Source organism: Bacillus toyonensis BCT-7112 (assembly GCF_000496285.1).
GTDB classification, from domain to species: Bacteria; Bacillota; Bacilli; order Bacillales; family Bacillaceae_G; genus Bacillus_A; species Bacillus_A toyonensis.
In genome coordinates this window covers 1,274,885-1,291,075 of sequence record NC_022781.1, presented here as the reverse complement: position 1 = coordinate 1,291,075, position 16,191 = coordinate 1,274,885, and the positions used below count along the sequence as shown (strand labels likewise).

Genomic DNA, 16,191 nt, shown 5'->3' with positions numbered 1-16,191 from the left:
TTATAGTGAACTTATACGTAAACCTATTTTTGACACGTGTTACTGATTCGATCAGGCATGAGTGGAGAAAAGCCAGGAATGTAAGCTAGAGAAAGGGATATACTACCCTTTGTATAGCTATCGTTCTATCTTTTTTTCCTCATGCCTTTTTGGCGTTTGTCGGAAGGTATCAATATAGATAAGAGAGGAAGGGTTTCCATGTTTAAGAAGATCTTTGGTGTTCTTCAAAAAGTCGGGAAAGCGTTAATGCTTCCAGTAGCGATTTTACCGGCAGCAGGTATTTTACTTGGATTTGGTAATGCATTTCAAAATCCACAGTTAACAAATGTTATTCCTGCTTTAAAAGCAGATTGGTTCGTAATGGTTGCAAAAATTATGGAACAATCTGGTGATATTATTTTCGCTAACCTTGCATTATTATTCGCAGTTGGGGTAGCAATTGGTTTAGCAGGTGGAGACGGAGTAGCTGGTTTAGCAGCATTCGTTGGCTACCTAATTATGAACAAAACGATGAGTGTGTTCTTAGAAGTAGATAAGTTAGTAAAAGTAACAAGTTCTGGAGCAGACCCAGTGAAAATTGGATTTGCAGATCCAGCATATGCGAATGTATTAGGAATTCCAACGCTACAAACAGGAGTATTTGGTGGTATTATCGTCGGTATAGTAGCGGCATATTGCTATAATAAATACTTCAATATTGAATTACCTTCATACCTAGGTTTCTTTGCAGGTAAGCGTTTCGTACCGATCGCAACTGCAACATTCTCTTTAGTAGTAGGTATTATCATGTGCTTCATTTGGCCATACATTCAAGGTGGCTTAAATACGTTCTCACATCAAATGATTGATGCGAATAGAACGTTAGCAGCATTTATTTTTGGTTTAATTGAACGTTCATTAATTCCATTTGGATTACATCACATTTTCTATTCACCGTTCTGGTTCGAATTTGGTCAGTACACAAATGCGGCTGGCGAATTAATCCGCGGTGACCAAAAAATCTTTATGGCACAGTTAAAAGATGGTGTAGAATTAACAGCAGGTACATTTACAACTGGTAAGTATCCGTTCATGATGTTCGGTCTTCCAGCAGCAGCTTTAGCAATGTACCATGAAGCACGTCCAGAAAATAAAAAATTAGCAGCTGGTATTTTAGGTTCTGCTGCATTAACATCTTTCTTAACAGGTATTACAGAACCACTTGAATTTTCATTCTTATTCGTAGCACCAGTATTATTCGGAATTCACGCTGTATTTGCTGGTCTATCATTTATGACAATGCAAATTTTAGGTGTTAAAATTGGTATGACATTCTCTGGTGGTTTAATCGACTTTATGTTATTCGGTGTATTACCAGGCCGTACAGCATGGTGGTGGGTAATTATTGTTGGTCTTGTACTAGCAGTTATTTACTACTTCGGATTCCGCTTTGCAATCCGTAAATGGAATTTAAAAACACCTGGTCGTGAAGTAGCAAATGCGAATGACGGCGCAGGAAAAACAGAAGCAGGTGAACTTCCTCGAGAAGTATTAGTAGCACTTGGTGGTAAAGAAAACATTGCTTCTTTAGATGCTTGTATTACTCGTTTACGTGTTCAAGTTAACGAACAAAAGAATGTAAACAAAGACCGCTTAAAAGAACTTGGAGCGGCTGGTGTACTTGAAGTTGGAAATAACATTCAAGCTATTTTCGGACCAAAATCTGACACATTAAAATCACAAATTCATGATATTATGTCAGGCCGTACACCTCATGTTGAAAAAGAAGAGCCTGTAAAGGTAGAAGAAACTCCTCAAAAAGTTGATGAAAATGAAACAATCGTATCACCAATTGAAGGGAAAATCTTACCGATTACAGAAGTACCTGATCAAGTATTCTCAGGAAAAATGATGGGAGACGGATTTGCAATCGAGCCAACAGAAGGAACAGTAGTTTCTCCAGTTAATGGTGAGATCGTCAATGTATTCCCTACAAAGCATGCGATTGGTATTCAATCTGAGGGTGGAAAAGAGATATTAATTCACTTTGGTATTGATACTGTAAAATTAAATGGTGAAGGATTTGAGGCACTTGTAGCACAAGGCGACAAAGTGAAACAAGGACAACCATTATTAAAAGTAGATCTTACATTCATAAAAGAAAATGCACCATCTATTATTACGCCAATTGTATTTACAAATTTACAACAAGGGCAACAAGTCGAATTGAAAAAAGATGGAAATGTTAAGAAGGGCGAAAACGCTATTATTGACATTCAGTAGGAATTTGACGCAAAATGTTTATAATTATAATAGGCGATGTGGTTGACCGAACATCGCCTATTATATACAATAGATGATGTAGTACTCACGTCTATACAACTAAAAAAAACTGTAATTTAAAGGAGATAAATTATCATGGAAAAAATCTTTAAAGTAACAAGCGACTCAGGAATTCATGCACGTCCAGCAACTCTACTTGTAAACACTGCAAGCAAATTTGGTTCTGACATTAACTTAGAGTATAACGGAAAAAACGTTAACTTAAAATCAATCATGGGCGTTATGTCTTTAGGCATTCAACAAAACGCAGAAATTAAAATCACTGCAAATGGTGATGATGCAGCTCAAGCACTAGCAGCTATCGAAGAAACTATGAAAAACGAAGGATTAGGAGAATAATGACTCTTAATATTCAAGGGATCGCTGCATCAAGTGGGATTGCTATTGCAAAGGCTTTCAGACTTGAGAATCCTGAATTTAACATTGAAAAGAAATCAATTACAAACGAAGCTGCTGAAATTGCACGCTTAGACGCTGCGCTTGAGAAAGCAAAAACTGAATTAGAAGCAATTAAGGACCACGCTTTTGCTGAGCTGGGTGCTGATAAAGCTGCGATCTTTGAAGCACATTTATTAGTATTAAATGATCCAGAACTAGTAAACCCGGTAAAAGATAAAGTAAATAGCGAAAAAGTAAATGCTGAATTTGCAATGGATGAAGTTGCATCAATGTTTATTTCTATGTTTGAAAACATGGATAACGAATATATGAAAGAACGTGCTGCGGACATTCGTGACGTAACAAAACGCGTTCTTGCACATTTACTAGGAATTAACTTCTCAAACCCTGGTACAATTTCTGAAGAAGTAATCATTATTGCTGAAGATTTAACACCATCTGATACAGCTCAGTTAAACCGTAAGTATGCAAAAGGTTTCACGACTGATATCGGTGGACGTACATCTCACTCTGCAATTATGGCTCGTTCTATGGAAATTCCTGCAGTTGTTGGTACGAAAGTTGTTATGGAGAAAATCCAAAATGGCGATATCGTAATCATTGACGGTTTAGATGGAGAAGTAATTGTAAACCCATCGGAAGAAACTCTTCGTTCTTTTGAAGAAAAGAAAGCGAAATTTGAAGAGCAAAAAGCAATATGGGCAAAATTAAAAGACCAAGCTACTGTAACGAGCGATGGACATCACGTTGAGCTTGTTGCTAATATCGGAACACCAAATGATGTACAAGGTATTATCGATAATGGCGGAGAAGGCGTTGGTTTATACCGTACAGAATTCTTATACATGGGCCGTGACAATCTTCCAACAGAAGAAGAGCAGTTCGAGGCGTATAAAGCAGTTCTTGAAGGTGTAAAAGAAGGTCAACCTGTTGTTGTTCGTACACTTGACATCGGTGGAGATAAAGAGCTTCCATACTTACATTTACCAAAAGAAATGAACCCATTCTTAGGATACCGTGCAATTCGCTTATGTCTTGATGAGCAAGATGTGTTCCGTACACAACTTCGTGCATTACTTCGTGCTAGCGTATACGGTAACTTAAAAATTATGTTCCCAATGATTGCAACTCTTGATGAGTTCCGTCAAGCGAAAGCGATTTTATTAGAAGAGAAAGCAAAGCTTGTAGAAGCGGGTACAACTGTTTCTGATTCTATTGAAGTGGGTATGATGGTTGAAATTCCAGCTTCAGCAGTATTAGCAGATCAATTCGCAAAAGAAGTTGATTTCTTCTCTATCGGAACAAATGACTTAATCCAATACACAATGGCTGCAGACCGTATGAACGAACGTGTAGCTTACTTATATCAACCATATAACCCATCTATTTTACGTCTTGTAAAAATGGTTATCGATGCTGCTCATAAAGAGGGCAAATGGGCTGGTATGTGTGGTGAGATGGCGGGAGATTCACTTGCTATCCCATTATTATTAGGATTAGGCTTAGATGAGTTCAGTATGAGTGCAACATCTATCCTTCCTGCAAGAACACAACTAAGCAAGTTGTCAAAAGCAGAAATGGAAACATTAGCAGAAAAAGCATTAACAATGTCAACTGCTGAAGAAGTTGTTGAATTAGTTAAAAGCATATAATCAATAAAAAAACCTGAGTCGATTTGAAATCGGTCTCAGGTTTTTTCTATGAGAAAAGTAAATCTTATTTGCTTACTATCGAGGATAAGAGACAGAATTAGATAGCGATTGCAACGATATCAGTTGGGCATACACGTAAAATACCAGTAAAAGTATTTCGATTTTGATTGTTCTTATCGTCTTTATTGTTATCTTTGTCGTCTTTGTTATTACGAGCTAAAGCAGAGAAAAGAGCAACACCGTTAGCGAAACCTTCAAAAATTACATTGTTGAAAGTACCATTACCTCTAATGCTTAAAAGAGAAAGCTCTGTTCCAACTGAAATGCTAGCAAGTACGTTACATACAGCTGGTTGTTGTGGTTTTACCTCTCTCTCTTTCTCACGATGGTCGCGATGGTCACACTCTCTTTCACGATGATGACAGTCTCTAAAGTTATCACAGCATCCAAATGATCCAAACATAATCCTCATCACCCCCTTCACACTTATAATCTATGTAAGTTCGGTAGTTAGTGACTGGACAGAGCGTGGAATTTTTTCTAGGGTATTTTCTCATTTTAAAAGACTAGCTGGGTGTTTAGTACGGAATGATGTTTAAAATAGGGGAAATATCACAAAAAAGTGTAAAGACCACCAAAATGAATGAAATAGGTAGGCTTTACACTTTTTTACTTTTATATAAAACAATGATATATACTGGGAGAGCTAAGAGTAATGGTGCAATGGATCGCGCAGTATGTTTTTCTGCGTCTAATTGGAACGCTTCTTCTTTTGGGAATTGTAACACTGATATGTTTGCAGCATCGCCAATAAAATATAGAAGTAGTACAGTTACTATGTAACTTAAAAGTGCGATAAAGCTTCCGTATGAACTCAATGAAAATCCCTCTCTTGTTATCTATTTGTTATCATTGTATCATAATTGTAACAAAAATACACGGTTATATTTCGATGTTTTAACAAATTTCGACACAAAACGTCATATTTGTTTATGGAATTAACATAAACTGTACTGTTTATCTATCTGTAGATATCGAATAACACATTGTAATATTACGGATGTGTGACAGAGTATAAAAAAACGAAGGTAATGAAATTACCTTCGTTTTTACTATTTTGCCCATTCACTCACTTGCTCTACGCTCATTCGTGGTGCAGGGTGGCCTTTTAAAGTTGATTCACCAATTGTAATAAGCATAATTGGTACGTATCGAGATGAAACATTGAATTCTTCTGTAAGTGCTTGTGGATTGAAACCACCGATAGCGCAAGTGTCCCAGCCAGTTGCTTTAGCTGCAAGCATAAGTTGCATTGCTGCTAAAGATGCATTTGAAAAAGCAGCATCTCTTGGGAATTGTTCACGAGTATATGCAGATTCAATGTTTTTAGCTAAGCGCTCTTTTGCTTCTTCTTTCATAAAGCCTTGTTCAACAATTGGACCATAAACGGGTTCAACATTTTTATAAGCTTCTAAATCACCTAAAACAGCGACTACTGCAGAAGCATCGAGAATTTGTTGTTGGTTATAAGCAATTGGGTGTAATCGTTTTTGTACATCTTCTCCTTGGAAAACAAGGAATTTCCAGTGTTGCAGGTTCCAAGCAGAAGGTGCTTGTGCAGCTGCTTTTAAAATTTCATGTAATTCTGTCGATGAAATTTCTTTGTCTGGGTTGAATGCACGTGTAGACGTGCGTTCATATAGAACGTTAAAAAAGTTATCGTTTGTCATTATATATCCTCCAAATTACATATCAAATTATTTAAAAATAAATGTAATATCTTCTACTTACATTTTGTAAGTTGTCGAGTTTAAGAATATAATATCTTTATTTTAATTGTCAAGTTTTAAAGAGTAAGCTAGGGCATTCATACAAACGATACAATTCCTATAATCATACACTAAAAAAGGAATTTATAGAGTGAAAAAGCGAAGATTACATTCTCAATTAGCTTGTTACTATGTATCCCTCACGCATTAAAGTTTTTGGGAATAGCTATTTATAAAACGTTTGTGAGGAATTCTGTAGAACAAGATATATGAAGTGAGTGAAGACTAGTGATGAACATACTACATTTTTTATTAGAGAATACGGTTTTCCAAAATGTATTACAAGATCTTAAGTTAAATGTCCTTTATATAGAAAATGGATGCACACATCAACAAACGATTGAAAATATTCATCCCAAATGCATGTTTATAGCAAATAGTTTTGAAGAAGGAGAACTATTGTTTCATAAGACTAAACCGCATATTGTAATTATGTATGTAACAGATTTTTCTCAAATAAAATATATAAAGAATATGTATAATCCACATAGTACATTCATTGTCATTTGGGATCAACAAATAACAAATGAGTTTACAGAGGTGCTTACGTTAGGAATACGTAATATTGTGATAGCCCCAGTAACTCCACAAGTAGTGTTAGAGGAAGTAAATAAAAGTTTGTATCAACTTTCTTTAGTGCGGCAAGTAAGTTTGCAACAAGAACTACTGCAGATGATGTTTGATTTTCACAATGATCTATTATTTATAGTAGAAGATGATGAGATTGTTGATTGTAATACGAATTTTTTAGAGTTTTTTGGATATGAAAATTTGTTTGATTATCGTGAGCAACATTTAGTGTTTGCCGAACATTTTATTAGAGAAAATGGATATTATTCGACGACTCATGATATAACATGGTTAGATGATACATTATCATATGATAGAAGAATTAAGATGTCTAATTATGAAGGAATTGTATCAACTTTTTTATTACGTGCGACGCCGTTACCAGAAGATTTATCGAGATTTATTGTAAAGTGTACAGAGATTACAGAATTAGATGAAATCTATCAAGAACAAGAAAGACTTGCCATGATAGATTCATTGACAGAGATTTATAATCGTTTGAAGTTCCAACAAATATTAGAGGTAGAGTGGGATAATGTAATACGTAACGATGAAAAAATGGCAATTATATTATTTGATATAGATAATTTTAAAACAGTAAATGACACATATGGTCATGATTTTGGAGACTTAGCATTAATACAACTTGCAGAACTTATGAAGTCTAAAGTAGAGCAACAACATGTATTTGCAAGATGGGGAGGAGAAGAATTTATTATATTAGTGACAAATACAGTAGAAAAAGAAGCATTTCAAGTTGCAGAATCATTGCGCTTTTTTATTGAAACAAAACAATTCTCTGGAATTTCGAAATTAACAGCGAGTTTTGGAGTAGCGTTATATGAGAAAGGAATTACAAGAGAAGAATTAATGCAGCGAGCGGACATTGCATTATATGAAGCGAAAAAAAATGGGAAAAATCAGGTATGTATATATAGAAAAGAAAAAATGTGATTTTTCGCAACTAATTGTTGCGATTTTTTTTTATTGCCTGATAATAGTAGTAGGGAGACCATATGTAATGAAGTAATTATGGAGGAACAATATGATAAAAAAAATAATAGTAGTTGCTTCACTATGTACTGTTGTTTGCGGTGGAGTATACTATGCTTTCTATGCTCCCAGTGTAATGGAACAAACAGTGTTAACTACTAATGTGGCCCCGGCTATTGGGTCAGAAGTGCAAGATAATATAGAAGAAAAAGAAGAGAGACAAATTGATTATGCTAGTATATCTCAAAAATTAGATCAATATTTAGTAGGAAAGCAATTTAATGGGACAGTTTTGGTGACTGATAAAGAGCGTGTTATATTGAATAAAGGATATGGATATGCTGATGTTCAAAATAAAATAGAAAATACACCTCAAACAAAATATCGTATCGGTTCTATTACGAAAACAGTAGTTGCTACATCTATTTTACAGCTACAAGAACAAGGGAAATTAAACATTCAGGAAAATGTAAATACATATATTCCTTCATTTCCAGCAGATAAAAATATCACTTTATATCATTTATTAACGCATACATCGGGTTTACCGGAAAGCGGCAAAGGAAAAGTGAATGCGGCTTCTCGTATAAACTTAGTAAATTGGATTGGGAGTCAAAAAGTAGAGTTTCCACCAGGAGCAGGTTGGAGATATACAGATTATAATTATATGGTGCTTGCTTATATTATAGAAAGCATATCAAAAAAAACGTTAGGAGATTACATAAAAGAAAATATATTTATTAAAGCAGAAATGCACGAATCTGGTATGGGAAATATGGCTCCGGGAGATCAGCATTTTACTAAAGGGTACGTTAAGAAAGATAATGTACTTGAACCTGCACAAAAATTGTCAATGGATTGGTTATACGGTTGCGGCGAGATGTATACGACAGTTGGAGATATGAAGAAATTAGACGAAGCAATTATAAATGGGAAACTTCTTTCTGAACAAAGTATGCAAGCGATGTTTTCACCTTCAGAAGAACGGAAATATGCATTTAGTTTTTATATATACCCAGATTATTTTCATAATCATGGTGTACTATCTGGTTGGAACACTTTCAATAATTTTAATAAAGAAAAAGGGACTTTTGTTATTTTATTTTCAAATGTGAAAAATAGTATGGATGATGATTTTAATAATGAGTTTCGAAAGATGGTAAATGATTTATTAGAACAAAGGGGATGAGAATATGGAAAACAAAATTTTATCAATAGGTTTCATCGGTATCGGTGTAATGGGAAAAAGTATGGTTCGTCATTTAATGCAAGAAGGTCATAAAGTATATGTATATAATAGAACGAAAGCGAAGACAGATTCATTAGTACAAGATGGTGCAAATTGGTGTGATACACCGAAAGAGTTAGTGAAGCAAGTAGATGTTGTAATGACTATGGTTGGATATCCACATGATGTTGAAGAAGTGTACTTTGGAAGTGAAGGGATTATAGAGAATGCAAATGAAGGCACGATAGCCATTGATTTTACGACATCTACACCAACATTGGCAAAACGTATAAATGAAGTTGGTAAAAGAAAGAATGTATTTACGTTAGATGCCCCAGTATCTGGAGGAGATGTTGGTGCTAAAGAAGCAAGACTTGCAATTATGGTCGGTGGAGAGAAAGACATATATGATAGATGTTTACCGTTATTTGAAAAACTAGGAACAAATATTCAGTTACAAGGACCAGCTGGGAGTGGACAACATACGAAAATGTGCAATCAAATTGCAATTGCATCCAACATGATTGGAGTATGTGAAGCTGTTGCTTACGCGAAAAAGGCTGGACTAAATCCAGATAAAGTATTAGAGAGTATTTCAACAGGTGCAGCAGGTAGTTGGTCATTAAATAATTTAGCTCCTCGAATGTTAAAAGGAGACTTTGAGCCAGGGTTTTACGTAAAGCATTTTATGAAAGATATGAAAATCGCTTTAGATGAGGCTGAAAAATTACAATTACCAGTACCAGGTTTAAGCTTGGCGAAAGAATTGTATGAAGAGTTAATTATGGATGGAGAAGAAAATAGCGGAACACAAGTGTTATATAAAAAGTATATAAGGGGGTAAATGAGATGGATCTCCAAAAGTTTGATGAGATGATTGATGCTGTGCAGCGAGCAACTTGTATACAAATCAATGAAAAACAAAAGGAAGCCTTTAAACAAAAATATGATTTTGAACCAAACTTTGAATATGGAAGAGATGAGAAAGGGCATTATGTCATTCGAACTTCAAAAAAGATGTTAGAAGAAATGGAGTTTTACTTGGCATTAAAATATGATCGTGATGGAGTGGATCTTTATATGCAAGCTGAGATTGACGATATATGTCATGTGTCTGTTAGCTATAGTGAAGATGCGTTACATCTACAAGAATTGTTTCAATTTCTAGAAGAAAATAAATAAAAGTCCTCATTTGAGGACTTTTATTTATTTAGGTAAATATATTTCATTTTTATAATTATAAGCTAGAAGCTCGACGGCACCGTTCAACCGGGAACGGGATAACTTGCGCCATGTGGTTAGCGCCAAATTGTTTTGAGCGAGCGTAGCGTAATATATAAAATGCGCACAGAATAGCAACAGGAATAGCGCCGTATAAACCAAAAAATAAAGCGCTTACACAAGAGGCGACAAAACCTAAAACACCAACTTCTAACTCTTCCATAATAGCTCCTAAAATAACAGGAATAGCTCCGCATAAAACTCCTAGTATAAGTGCGATAAGTAAACTCATGATTATCCCCCTCTGTTTGCAATATTATTTTCCTTCTTATTAGTTGTAGTATATCATATATAAAACAGAATTTTCAGAAAAAAATCAAAAAAAGTTCAACAAATGTTCAAAAAGGGTTGAGAAATACACTTGAAAAATCGAGTGGATAGATTGTTTCTTGGAAGAAGAGGAAAGATGCTTTGAATAAATAAAAAATCAGGCCTATTTCATTTTTTGAAATAAGCCTGTTCCATAGGAGGATGTATATATGTAGAGTGAATAAAAGGTTGGAAAAGGGGGTCCAAGTCCTTTTATTCAACTAGCTACCTTAATAGATTGGAACCCAGCCTTCAGTTGTAACAAAAATACGAATAGCTACAACTTGACGATCATCCTGCAAAGTAAAATAATGTCTTGCATTTTCAGGAACAGAGATTAGGTCGCCTGGCTCAAGTTCAACGTCAAAGAATTTTCCATCTTTGCCTTCAATAGCAAAGATGCCATGGCCACTGACAATAAAGCGAACTTCATCATCAGTATGATGGTGTTCTTTTTGGAAATTAATTAATAATTCGTCAAGGTTAGGTGTGCTACTTGAAAGTGAAATTACATCATGCGCTTTATAACCTCGGCGTGCTGAAACATCAGCGATTTCTTTTGAAAAAACAGTTAATATTTCAGCTTTGTTATCATCTGTTAACGAATAATTTTCATTTAAATGAGTAGGAAGTTTAGAAATATTCCATTTCTCATATAAAACGCCTTCCTCTTGTAGAAATTTTGATACTTCCACTTCATTCTCAATGCGAGTATTTACTTCATGAATACGAATTTGCGCCATTAGAAACGCCTCCTTGAATTGATAATAGTTTTATATGAAATTGGAATAAAAACTCATAAGCTTCTAATCTTTTCTTTGCATCAAAGCTATCACGGCCCCATACAGTGATGCCGTGATTTCGAATTAATACTGCTCCCGAATCTCCTTGTATATGTTTTCGGAAGTTCTCCCCAAGTGTTGGGATATGAGCATGGTTTTCGATAATAGGAATGTGAATTGTTGCACCTTCCTCCCAAATATCAAGAGCTTTAATGATTTCTTGATTTTGAAGGGTGACTGTATCGCTATACAAATTTGTGATGACATTGTTATCCGTTGTATGAACATGAAGTACGCACCCGGCATTCGTATTGTTATAAATATGTGTATGCAATATTGTTTCTGCTGAAGGGCGTAATTCAGTCTCTAAAACAGGAACTCCTGCATGATCTACTAATAGAAAATCATCTGGAGTGGTTTTTGTTTTATCTTTACCGCTTGCTGTAATAAGGAAAGTAAGCGGCTCATGACTAACTTTTATAGAAATATTGCCACTTGTTGCTGGAAACCAATTTCGAGTTGTTAATTCTTTTTTAATCTCGCTTAAGTCATACCATTGACGAAACAGTTGTTTCATGATTTCACCTCCAACAAATGTTTTAATTCAGCTTGAACATCGTGAAATGTTTCAAACGGTGTATAAACAATATGATTTTCTTTACACTTTGTAATAAGGAAATCGCGAGCGAATACTTTATCTGCTTGTTTCGCAGCTTGTAAATCAGTAATAGAATCTCCGATTACAATATGGAAATTATTTGTATCACTTAATTTGCGGATTAAAGATGATTTACATAATCCACAATGATTTTGACAGTAATGATCACAAGGGTTAGGCCACTTAACTGTAATGTATTCATTTGAAAAGTCTGTTTCATTACAGTAAATTTGCTCTTTTGGAATGATTCCTTGTAAGAGTGGATAGACGAAGAAATCCATTCCACCTGATACAACGTAAAAAGAAATATTATTTTCATTTACAAATTGTATAAATTCACGAAAGCCACTACGAATTTCGGCAGTTTCTTTTAAAAATTGAATTATATCATCATGCAAATTAGTAGGTAGCAATTGAAATAATTGAGAAACACCTTCTTGAATAGAAAGCTCTTGTGATAAAATTCTTTGCTTTATTTCTTCTGCTTCTGGTGGTGCGAATTTTTCCATAATCGACATAATGTTATCGTTATTTGTAATCGTACCATCGAAATCACAAAATACTTGAATACTCATAATTTCACCTCATAAGAGGGATTTCCCCATATTTGTAGTGCGCTATGCAAATTTATGTCATCTACTTCATGGAGTAGATTACCTTGCAAAGTAGCATCAATTGCAGTGCGGAAAGCCTTTCCACCACCTTGCGCCCCATACGGATGCCCATGTATGCCGCCGCCCGCATTAATAACAACATCTTTACCGAAGTCTCGTAGAATAAAGGGAACGAAACCAGGATGAATGCCAGCAGATGGGACAGAGAAACTTTTCTTGAAAAACGCATCGTCTTCAGTTAGATAGTTTGAAATGTTGAAAGCCTCTTCCTTTTCTAACGCAACACTTCCGTATGGAGACGGGAATAAAGAAAAATCAGCACCAGCATAACGTAGTAGCTTTCCAAGTAATAATGGAGATGAGACCCCATATAGCTTGGATGCTGAATAAGCACCACTTACAGCAGGGTGTGCCATAATAGGAACTGGGATTTCATCATCTTCTGCCAGTGATTGTAGTACATCTAGTCCGTAAGCAAATACATTAAATAATAGAATATCAGCACCAGCCTGCACTGCGCGTTTCGCATTTTCTTTTAAGTCGAAAGTTCGCCCTGTTAAATTTACGGCATATAATGTTTTATGGCCGTATGTTTCATATACGGATTGTAAAACTTCTTTTCCAGATACAATTCGCTTCGCAAGTGGTGTTAAGGAGTTCTCGAATAAAATTTCATCATCTTTTACGATATCCACACCACCAATTGCTTGATCGCGTAATTGAGTTTTTAAGTATCCAATATTTCGTCCAATCATTCCTTTGAAAATGCTCATTAAAAGGGGACGGTTATACACTTGTACACGATTTCGAATACCGTCTATACCGAATTTTGGACCAGGAAAGTGCTTTTTTAATTCGTCTGAAAACGTTAAGTCAATTAATTTCACTTCGCCATCAAGTGATAACTTTCCGAATGTAGTTGTTAAAATCGCTGGTAAATCTGGACTGAAATTTAATAATGGGTATTCGATTTTAATAATCCCACGTTTTACTTTTTTGCGTAGATACGAATTGATATGTTCTTGTTCATCTAATTCCTCAATATGAATGACGTTGCCTTTATGTTGTTTTAATTGTTCTTGTAATAAATGTGGCAAATGAGTCCAAGAGCCAATTGTTAAACCGAGTGCAATTTGTTCAGCCTTTTTGTCTAAGTTAAGTGAATCGTCATGGATTAAATACGTCGCTATAATTCCGCTCATTGTTATAACCTCCTAGTTAAATAAAAAAACCTCTCAGCTAAGGAGAGGTTTTTTTACAACCAGCTCCTTATCTGTCAGCGTAATGCTGCGAGAATTAGCACCGTGTCTACAATTGTAGATCGGTTGCCGGGTTTCGTCGGGCTCGTCCCTCCACCTGCTCTTGATAAGAAGTATTTAGAAATGTTTAAATTTTTAAGATAACTGAATTTTGTCAGATATTTTTCATGTTGTCAACGACTTTTTGAAAAAATTTAATTTATCAATTCGATTAATTGCTTCTCGTAATCGTTCTTCTGTGTGCAAGAGACCAACGCGGACGTATCCTTCACCGTGTTCACCAAATCCAACACCAGGAGCAACTGCAACGTGTGCTTTTTCTAGCAAAATATCAGAAAATTGCTCAGATGTATAGCCTTCTGGTACAGGAAGCCATGCAAAGAAGGATCCGGTTGGGATGTCTACATTCCAACCGATAGAGTGACAAGCTGAAATAAGAGCATTTCTTCGAGATTCGTAACTATTTACAAGATCTACGACGCAAGATTGTGAACTTAATAGCGCTTCGCGGGCAGCGTCTTGAACTGCACCAAAAATACTAACATACATATGATCTTGCAATAGGTTAATTGTTTCGATGACACTTTCATTCCCTATGGCAAAAGCAATACGCCATCCAGCCATATTGAAAGTTTTGGATAATGTGTAAATTTCAATTCCTATATCTTTTGCACCGTCTGCTTGCAAGAAACTAACCGGTTTTTGACCATCAAATCCGATCGCACCGTAAGCAAAATCGTGAACGACTAATATATTATGTTTATTAGCAAAATGAATGGTTTCATCAAAGAAATCTTTTGATACAGTAGCACCAGTAGGATTGTTTGGATAGTTTAAAAACATTAACTTTGCTTGTTTCGCAATAGCGTCATCAATTTTTGTATAATCTGGTAAAAATTTATTTTCGGCAATAAGCGGCATTGTTTCAAATTGTGCTTTTGCTAAAGCAACTCCGGATAAATAATCTGGATAGCCTGGATCGGGAACGAGAATCGTATCACCAGGATTGGTAAAACACATTGGTAATTCTACTAATCCAGCTTTTCCACCAAACAAAATAGCAACTTCAGTTTTGGGATTTACTACTACATCATATTCACGTTGATAGAATGTTGCCACGGCTTCTTTTAAGCTTTCGTGTCCGCGAAATGGCGGATATTTATGATGAATGGTCTTTTCTGCAGCATGTTGTAAAGCTTTTACGATATGCTGCGGTGTTGGTTGATCTGGATTACCTTGACCTAGATTAATAACATCGTGACCAGCCGCAACGACTTTGTTAACTTTTGCAACAAGTGAAGCGAAAAATTGTGTTGGCAATGATGTTACTATCTCAGAAGGTTGAAATAATTTCATACTTTCCACCTCTTTTGAAAGTTGTTACAATTCTAGTGACAAATGATATAATCTTTCCAGTATTTTGTAAAGAGAAAATTAAGAATGGGGCTGAAAAAATGAAAGTCGCATGTATTCAAATGGATATTGTATTTGGAGATGTAGAAAAAAATATGGAGAACGCTAAAAACAAAATAAGCGAAGCGATGAAGGAAAGACCAGATGTTATCGTCTTACCAGAACTATGGACAACAGGATATGATTTAACGAGGCTTTCTGAAATTGCAGATAGAGATGGATTAGAAACGAAAGAAAGGTTGAAAGAATGGTCGAAGCAATATGGTGTACATATTGTTGGTGGTTCTATAGCAAAGCAAACAGAGCAAGGGGTTACCAATACAATGTATGTCGTAAACAACGAAGGAGATCTAGTCAATGAATATAGTAAAGTACATTTATTTCAGCTTATGGATGAACACAAATATTTAATGGCGGGTAATAAAACAGGTGAATTTAAACTAGATGATATCGAGTGCGCTGGCACAATTTGCTATGATATTCGTTTTCCAGAATGGATGCGCGTTCATACTGCTAAAGGGGCAAAAGTTTTCTTCGTTGTAGCAGAATGGCCATTAGTTCGTTTAGCACATTGGCGTTTGCTATTGCAAGCAAGAGCAGTTGAAAATCAATGTTATGTTGTTGCATGCAATAGGTCAGGAAAGGATCCGAATAATGAGTTTGCAGGTCATTCTCTAATTGTGGATCCTTGGGGTGAAGTCGTGGTAGAGGCAAATAAAGAGGAATCCATTTTATTTGGAGAACTTACATTCGAAAAGATTAAAGAGGTACGTAAAGGAATTCCAGTTTTTGCAGATCGCCGTCCAGAACTATACAAATAAAATATTGACAAGTGATTTTTATTCTTGGTATAGTCTTCAACATAAAGTTAAAAATTCTAAA

Annotated in this window: 17 protein-coding genes and 1 riboswitch; of the genes, 8 read left to right on the top strand and 9 right to left on the bottom strand. The window is 35.4% G+C overall.

What is annotated here, in order from left to right; all coding sequences use genetic code 11:
- Positions 1-198 precede the first annotated feature (198 nt).
- The 3 genes from ptsG to ptsP all read left to right on the top strand — a co-directional run bounded on the left by ptsG (position 199) and on the right by ptsP (position 4,373).
- Positions 199-2,262, top strand: coding sequence for a PTS glucose transporter subunit IIABC (gene ptsG / locus BTOYO_RS06530; RefSeq protein WP_000473188.1), 2,064 nt, complete (start codon positions 199-201; stop codon positions 2,260-2,262).
- 135 nt (positions 2,263-2,397) lie between these two features.
- Positions 2,398-2,661, top strand: a complete 264-nt coding sequence (gene ptsH, locus BTOYO_RS06525) for a phosphocarrier protein HPr (RefSeq protein ID WP_000411080.1) — start codon at positions 2,398-2,400, stop codon at positions 2,659-2,661.
- Positions 2,661-4,373, top strand: coding sequence for a phosphoenolpyruvate--protein phosphotransferase (gene ptsP, locus BTOYO_RS06520; RefSeq protein ID WP_000174209.1), 1,713 nt, complete (start codon positions 2,661-2,663; stop codon positions 4,371-4,373). Before ptsH ends, ptsP begins: the two co-directional genes overlap by 1 nt.
- A 97-nt stretch (positions 4,374-4,470) precedes the next feature.
- Here the strand turns inward: ptsP and BTOYO_RS06515 are convergent, their stop codons facing one another.
- The 3 genes from BTOYO_RS06515 to BTOYO_RS06505 all read right to left on the bottom strand — a co-directional run bounded on the left by BTOYO_RS06515 (position 4,471) and on the right by BTOYO_RS06505 (position 6,103).
- Positions 4,471-4,836, bottom strand: a complete 366-nt coding sequence (locus BTOYO_RS06515) for a DUF3915 domain-containing protein (RefSeq protein WP_000468033.1) — start codon at positions 4,834-4,836, stop codon at positions 4,471-4,473.
- Between the two features lie 196 nt (positions 4,837-5,032).
- Positions 5,033-5,251 carry a hypothetical protein gene (locus BTOYO_RS06510; RefSeq protein WP_000100489.1) on the bottom strand — a complete coding sequence of 73 codons (219 nt, stop codon included), beginning with the start codon at positions 5,249-5,251 and terminating at the stop codon, positions 5,033-5,035.
- Between the two features lie 234 nt (positions 5,252-5,485).
- Entirely contained in the window at positions 5,486-6,103 is a 618-nt protein-coding gene (locus BTOYO_RS06505) for a nitroreductase family protein (RefSeq protein ID WP_000180374.1), read from the bottom strand.
- A gap of 330 nt (positions 6,104-6,433) precedes the next feature.
- Between BTOYO_RS06505 and BTOYO_RS06500 the strand changes: the two genes are divergently transcribed.
- The 4 genes from BTOYO_RS06500 to BTOYO_RS06485 all read left to right on the top strand — a co-directional run bounded on the left by BTOYO_RS06500 (position 6,434) and on the right by BTOYO_RS06485 (position 10,175).
- Positions 6,434-7,726, top strand: coding sequence for a GGDEF domain-containing protein (locus BTOYO_RS06500; protein ID WP_001023176.1), 1,293 nt, complete (start codon positions 6,434-6,436; stop codon positions 7,724-7,726).
- Positions 7,727-7,817: 91 nt separating this feature from the next.
- A complete protein-coding gene (locus BTOYO_RS06495) occupies positions 7,818-8,954 on the top strand; it encodes a serine hydrolase domain-containing protein (protein WP_000591854.1) in 1,137 nt (378 codons plus the stop codon).
- Positions 8,955-8,958: 4 nt separating this feature from the next.
- The gene (locus BTOYO_RS06490) at positions 8,959-9,837 is read left to right on the top strand and encodes an NAD(P)-dependent oxidoreductase (protein WP_000428222.1); all 879 of its coding nucleotides are present in this window, start codon (positions 8,959-8,961) and stop codon (positions 9,835-9,837) included.
- A gap of 5 nt (positions 9,838-9,842) precedes the next feature.
- On the top strand, positions 9,843-10,175 hold the full coding sequence (locus BTOYO_RS06485) for a DUF3909 family protein (protein ID WP_000365606.1): 333 nt from the start codon (positions 9,843-9,845) through the stop codon (positions 10,173-10,175).
- A 55-nt stretch (positions 10,176-10,230) separates the two neighbouring features.
- Here BTOYO_RS06485 and BTOYO_RS06480 read toward each other — a convergent pair whose 3' ends face one another.
- The 6 genes from BTOYO_RS06480 to BTOYO_RS06455 form a co-directional block, all read right to left on the bottom strand.
- The gene (locus tag BTOYO_RS06480) at positions 10,231-10,506 is read right to left on the bottom strand and encodes a hypothetical protein (protein ID WP_000054650.1); all 276 of its coding nucleotides are present in this window, start codon (positions 10,504-10,506) and stop codon (positions 10,231-10,233) included.
- 307 nt (positions 10,507-10,813) lie between these two features.
- On the bottom strand, positions 10,814-11,326 hold the full coding sequence (locus tag BTOYO_RS06475) for a 1,2-dihydroxy-3-keto-5-methylthiopentene dioxygenase (RefSeq protein WP_000057312.1): 513 nt from the start codon (positions 11,324-11,326) through the stop codon (positions 10,814-10,816).
- Positions 11,304-11,942, bottom strand: a complete 639-nt coding sequence (locus BTOYO_RS06470; protein WP_000811318.1) for a methylthioribulose 1-phosphate dehydratase — start codon at positions 11,940-11,942, stop codon at positions 11,304-11,306. The genes BTOYO_RS06475 and BTOYO_RS06470 overlap by 23 nt, the downstream gene beginning before the upstream one ends.
- The gene (locus tag BTOYO_RS06465; RefSeq protein ID WP_000027454.1) at positions 11,939-12,598 is read right to left on the bottom strand and encodes a 2-hydroxy-3-keto-5-methylthiopentenyl-1-phosphate phosphatase; all 660 of its coding nucleotides are present in this window, start codon (positions 12,596-12,598) and stop codon (positions 11,939-11,941) included. Before BTOYO_RS06465 ends, BTOYO_RS06470 begins: the two co-directional genes overlap by 4 nt.
- Positions 12,595-13,839 (bottom strand): 2,3-diketo-5-methylthiopentyl-1-phosphate enolase, encoded by a 1,245-nt coding sequence (mtnW, locus tag BTOYO_RS06460; protein ID WP_000014211.1) that lies wholly within the window; start codon positions 13,837-13,839, stop codon positions 12,595-12,597. The genes BTOYO_RS06465 and mtnW overlap by 4 nt, the downstream gene beginning before the upstream one ends.
- Before the next feature lie 64 nt (positions 13,840-13,903).
- A riboswitch (SAM riboswitch) is annotated at positions 13,904-14,009 on the bottom strand.
- Between the two features lie 52 nt (positions 14,010-14,061).
- On the bottom strand, positions 14,062-15,252 hold the full coding sequence (locus BTOYO_RS06455; RefSeq protein WP_000765541.1) for a pyridoxal phosphate-dependent aminotransferase: 1,191 nt from the start codon (positions 15,250-15,252) through the stop codon (positions 14,062-14,064).
- Positions 15,253-15,266: 14 nt separating this feature from the next.
- Here BTOYO_RS06455 and BTOYO_RS06450 point away from each other — a divergent pair, with 14 nt between their 5' ends.
- On the top strand, positions 15,267-16,130 hold the full coding sequence (locus BTOYO_RS06450) for a carbon-nitrogen family hydrolase (RefSeq protein ID WP_002093326.1): 864 nt from the start codon (positions 15,267-15,269) through the stop codon (positions 16,128-16,130).
- The last annotated feature ends 61 nt before the right edge of the window (positions 16,131-16,191 follow it).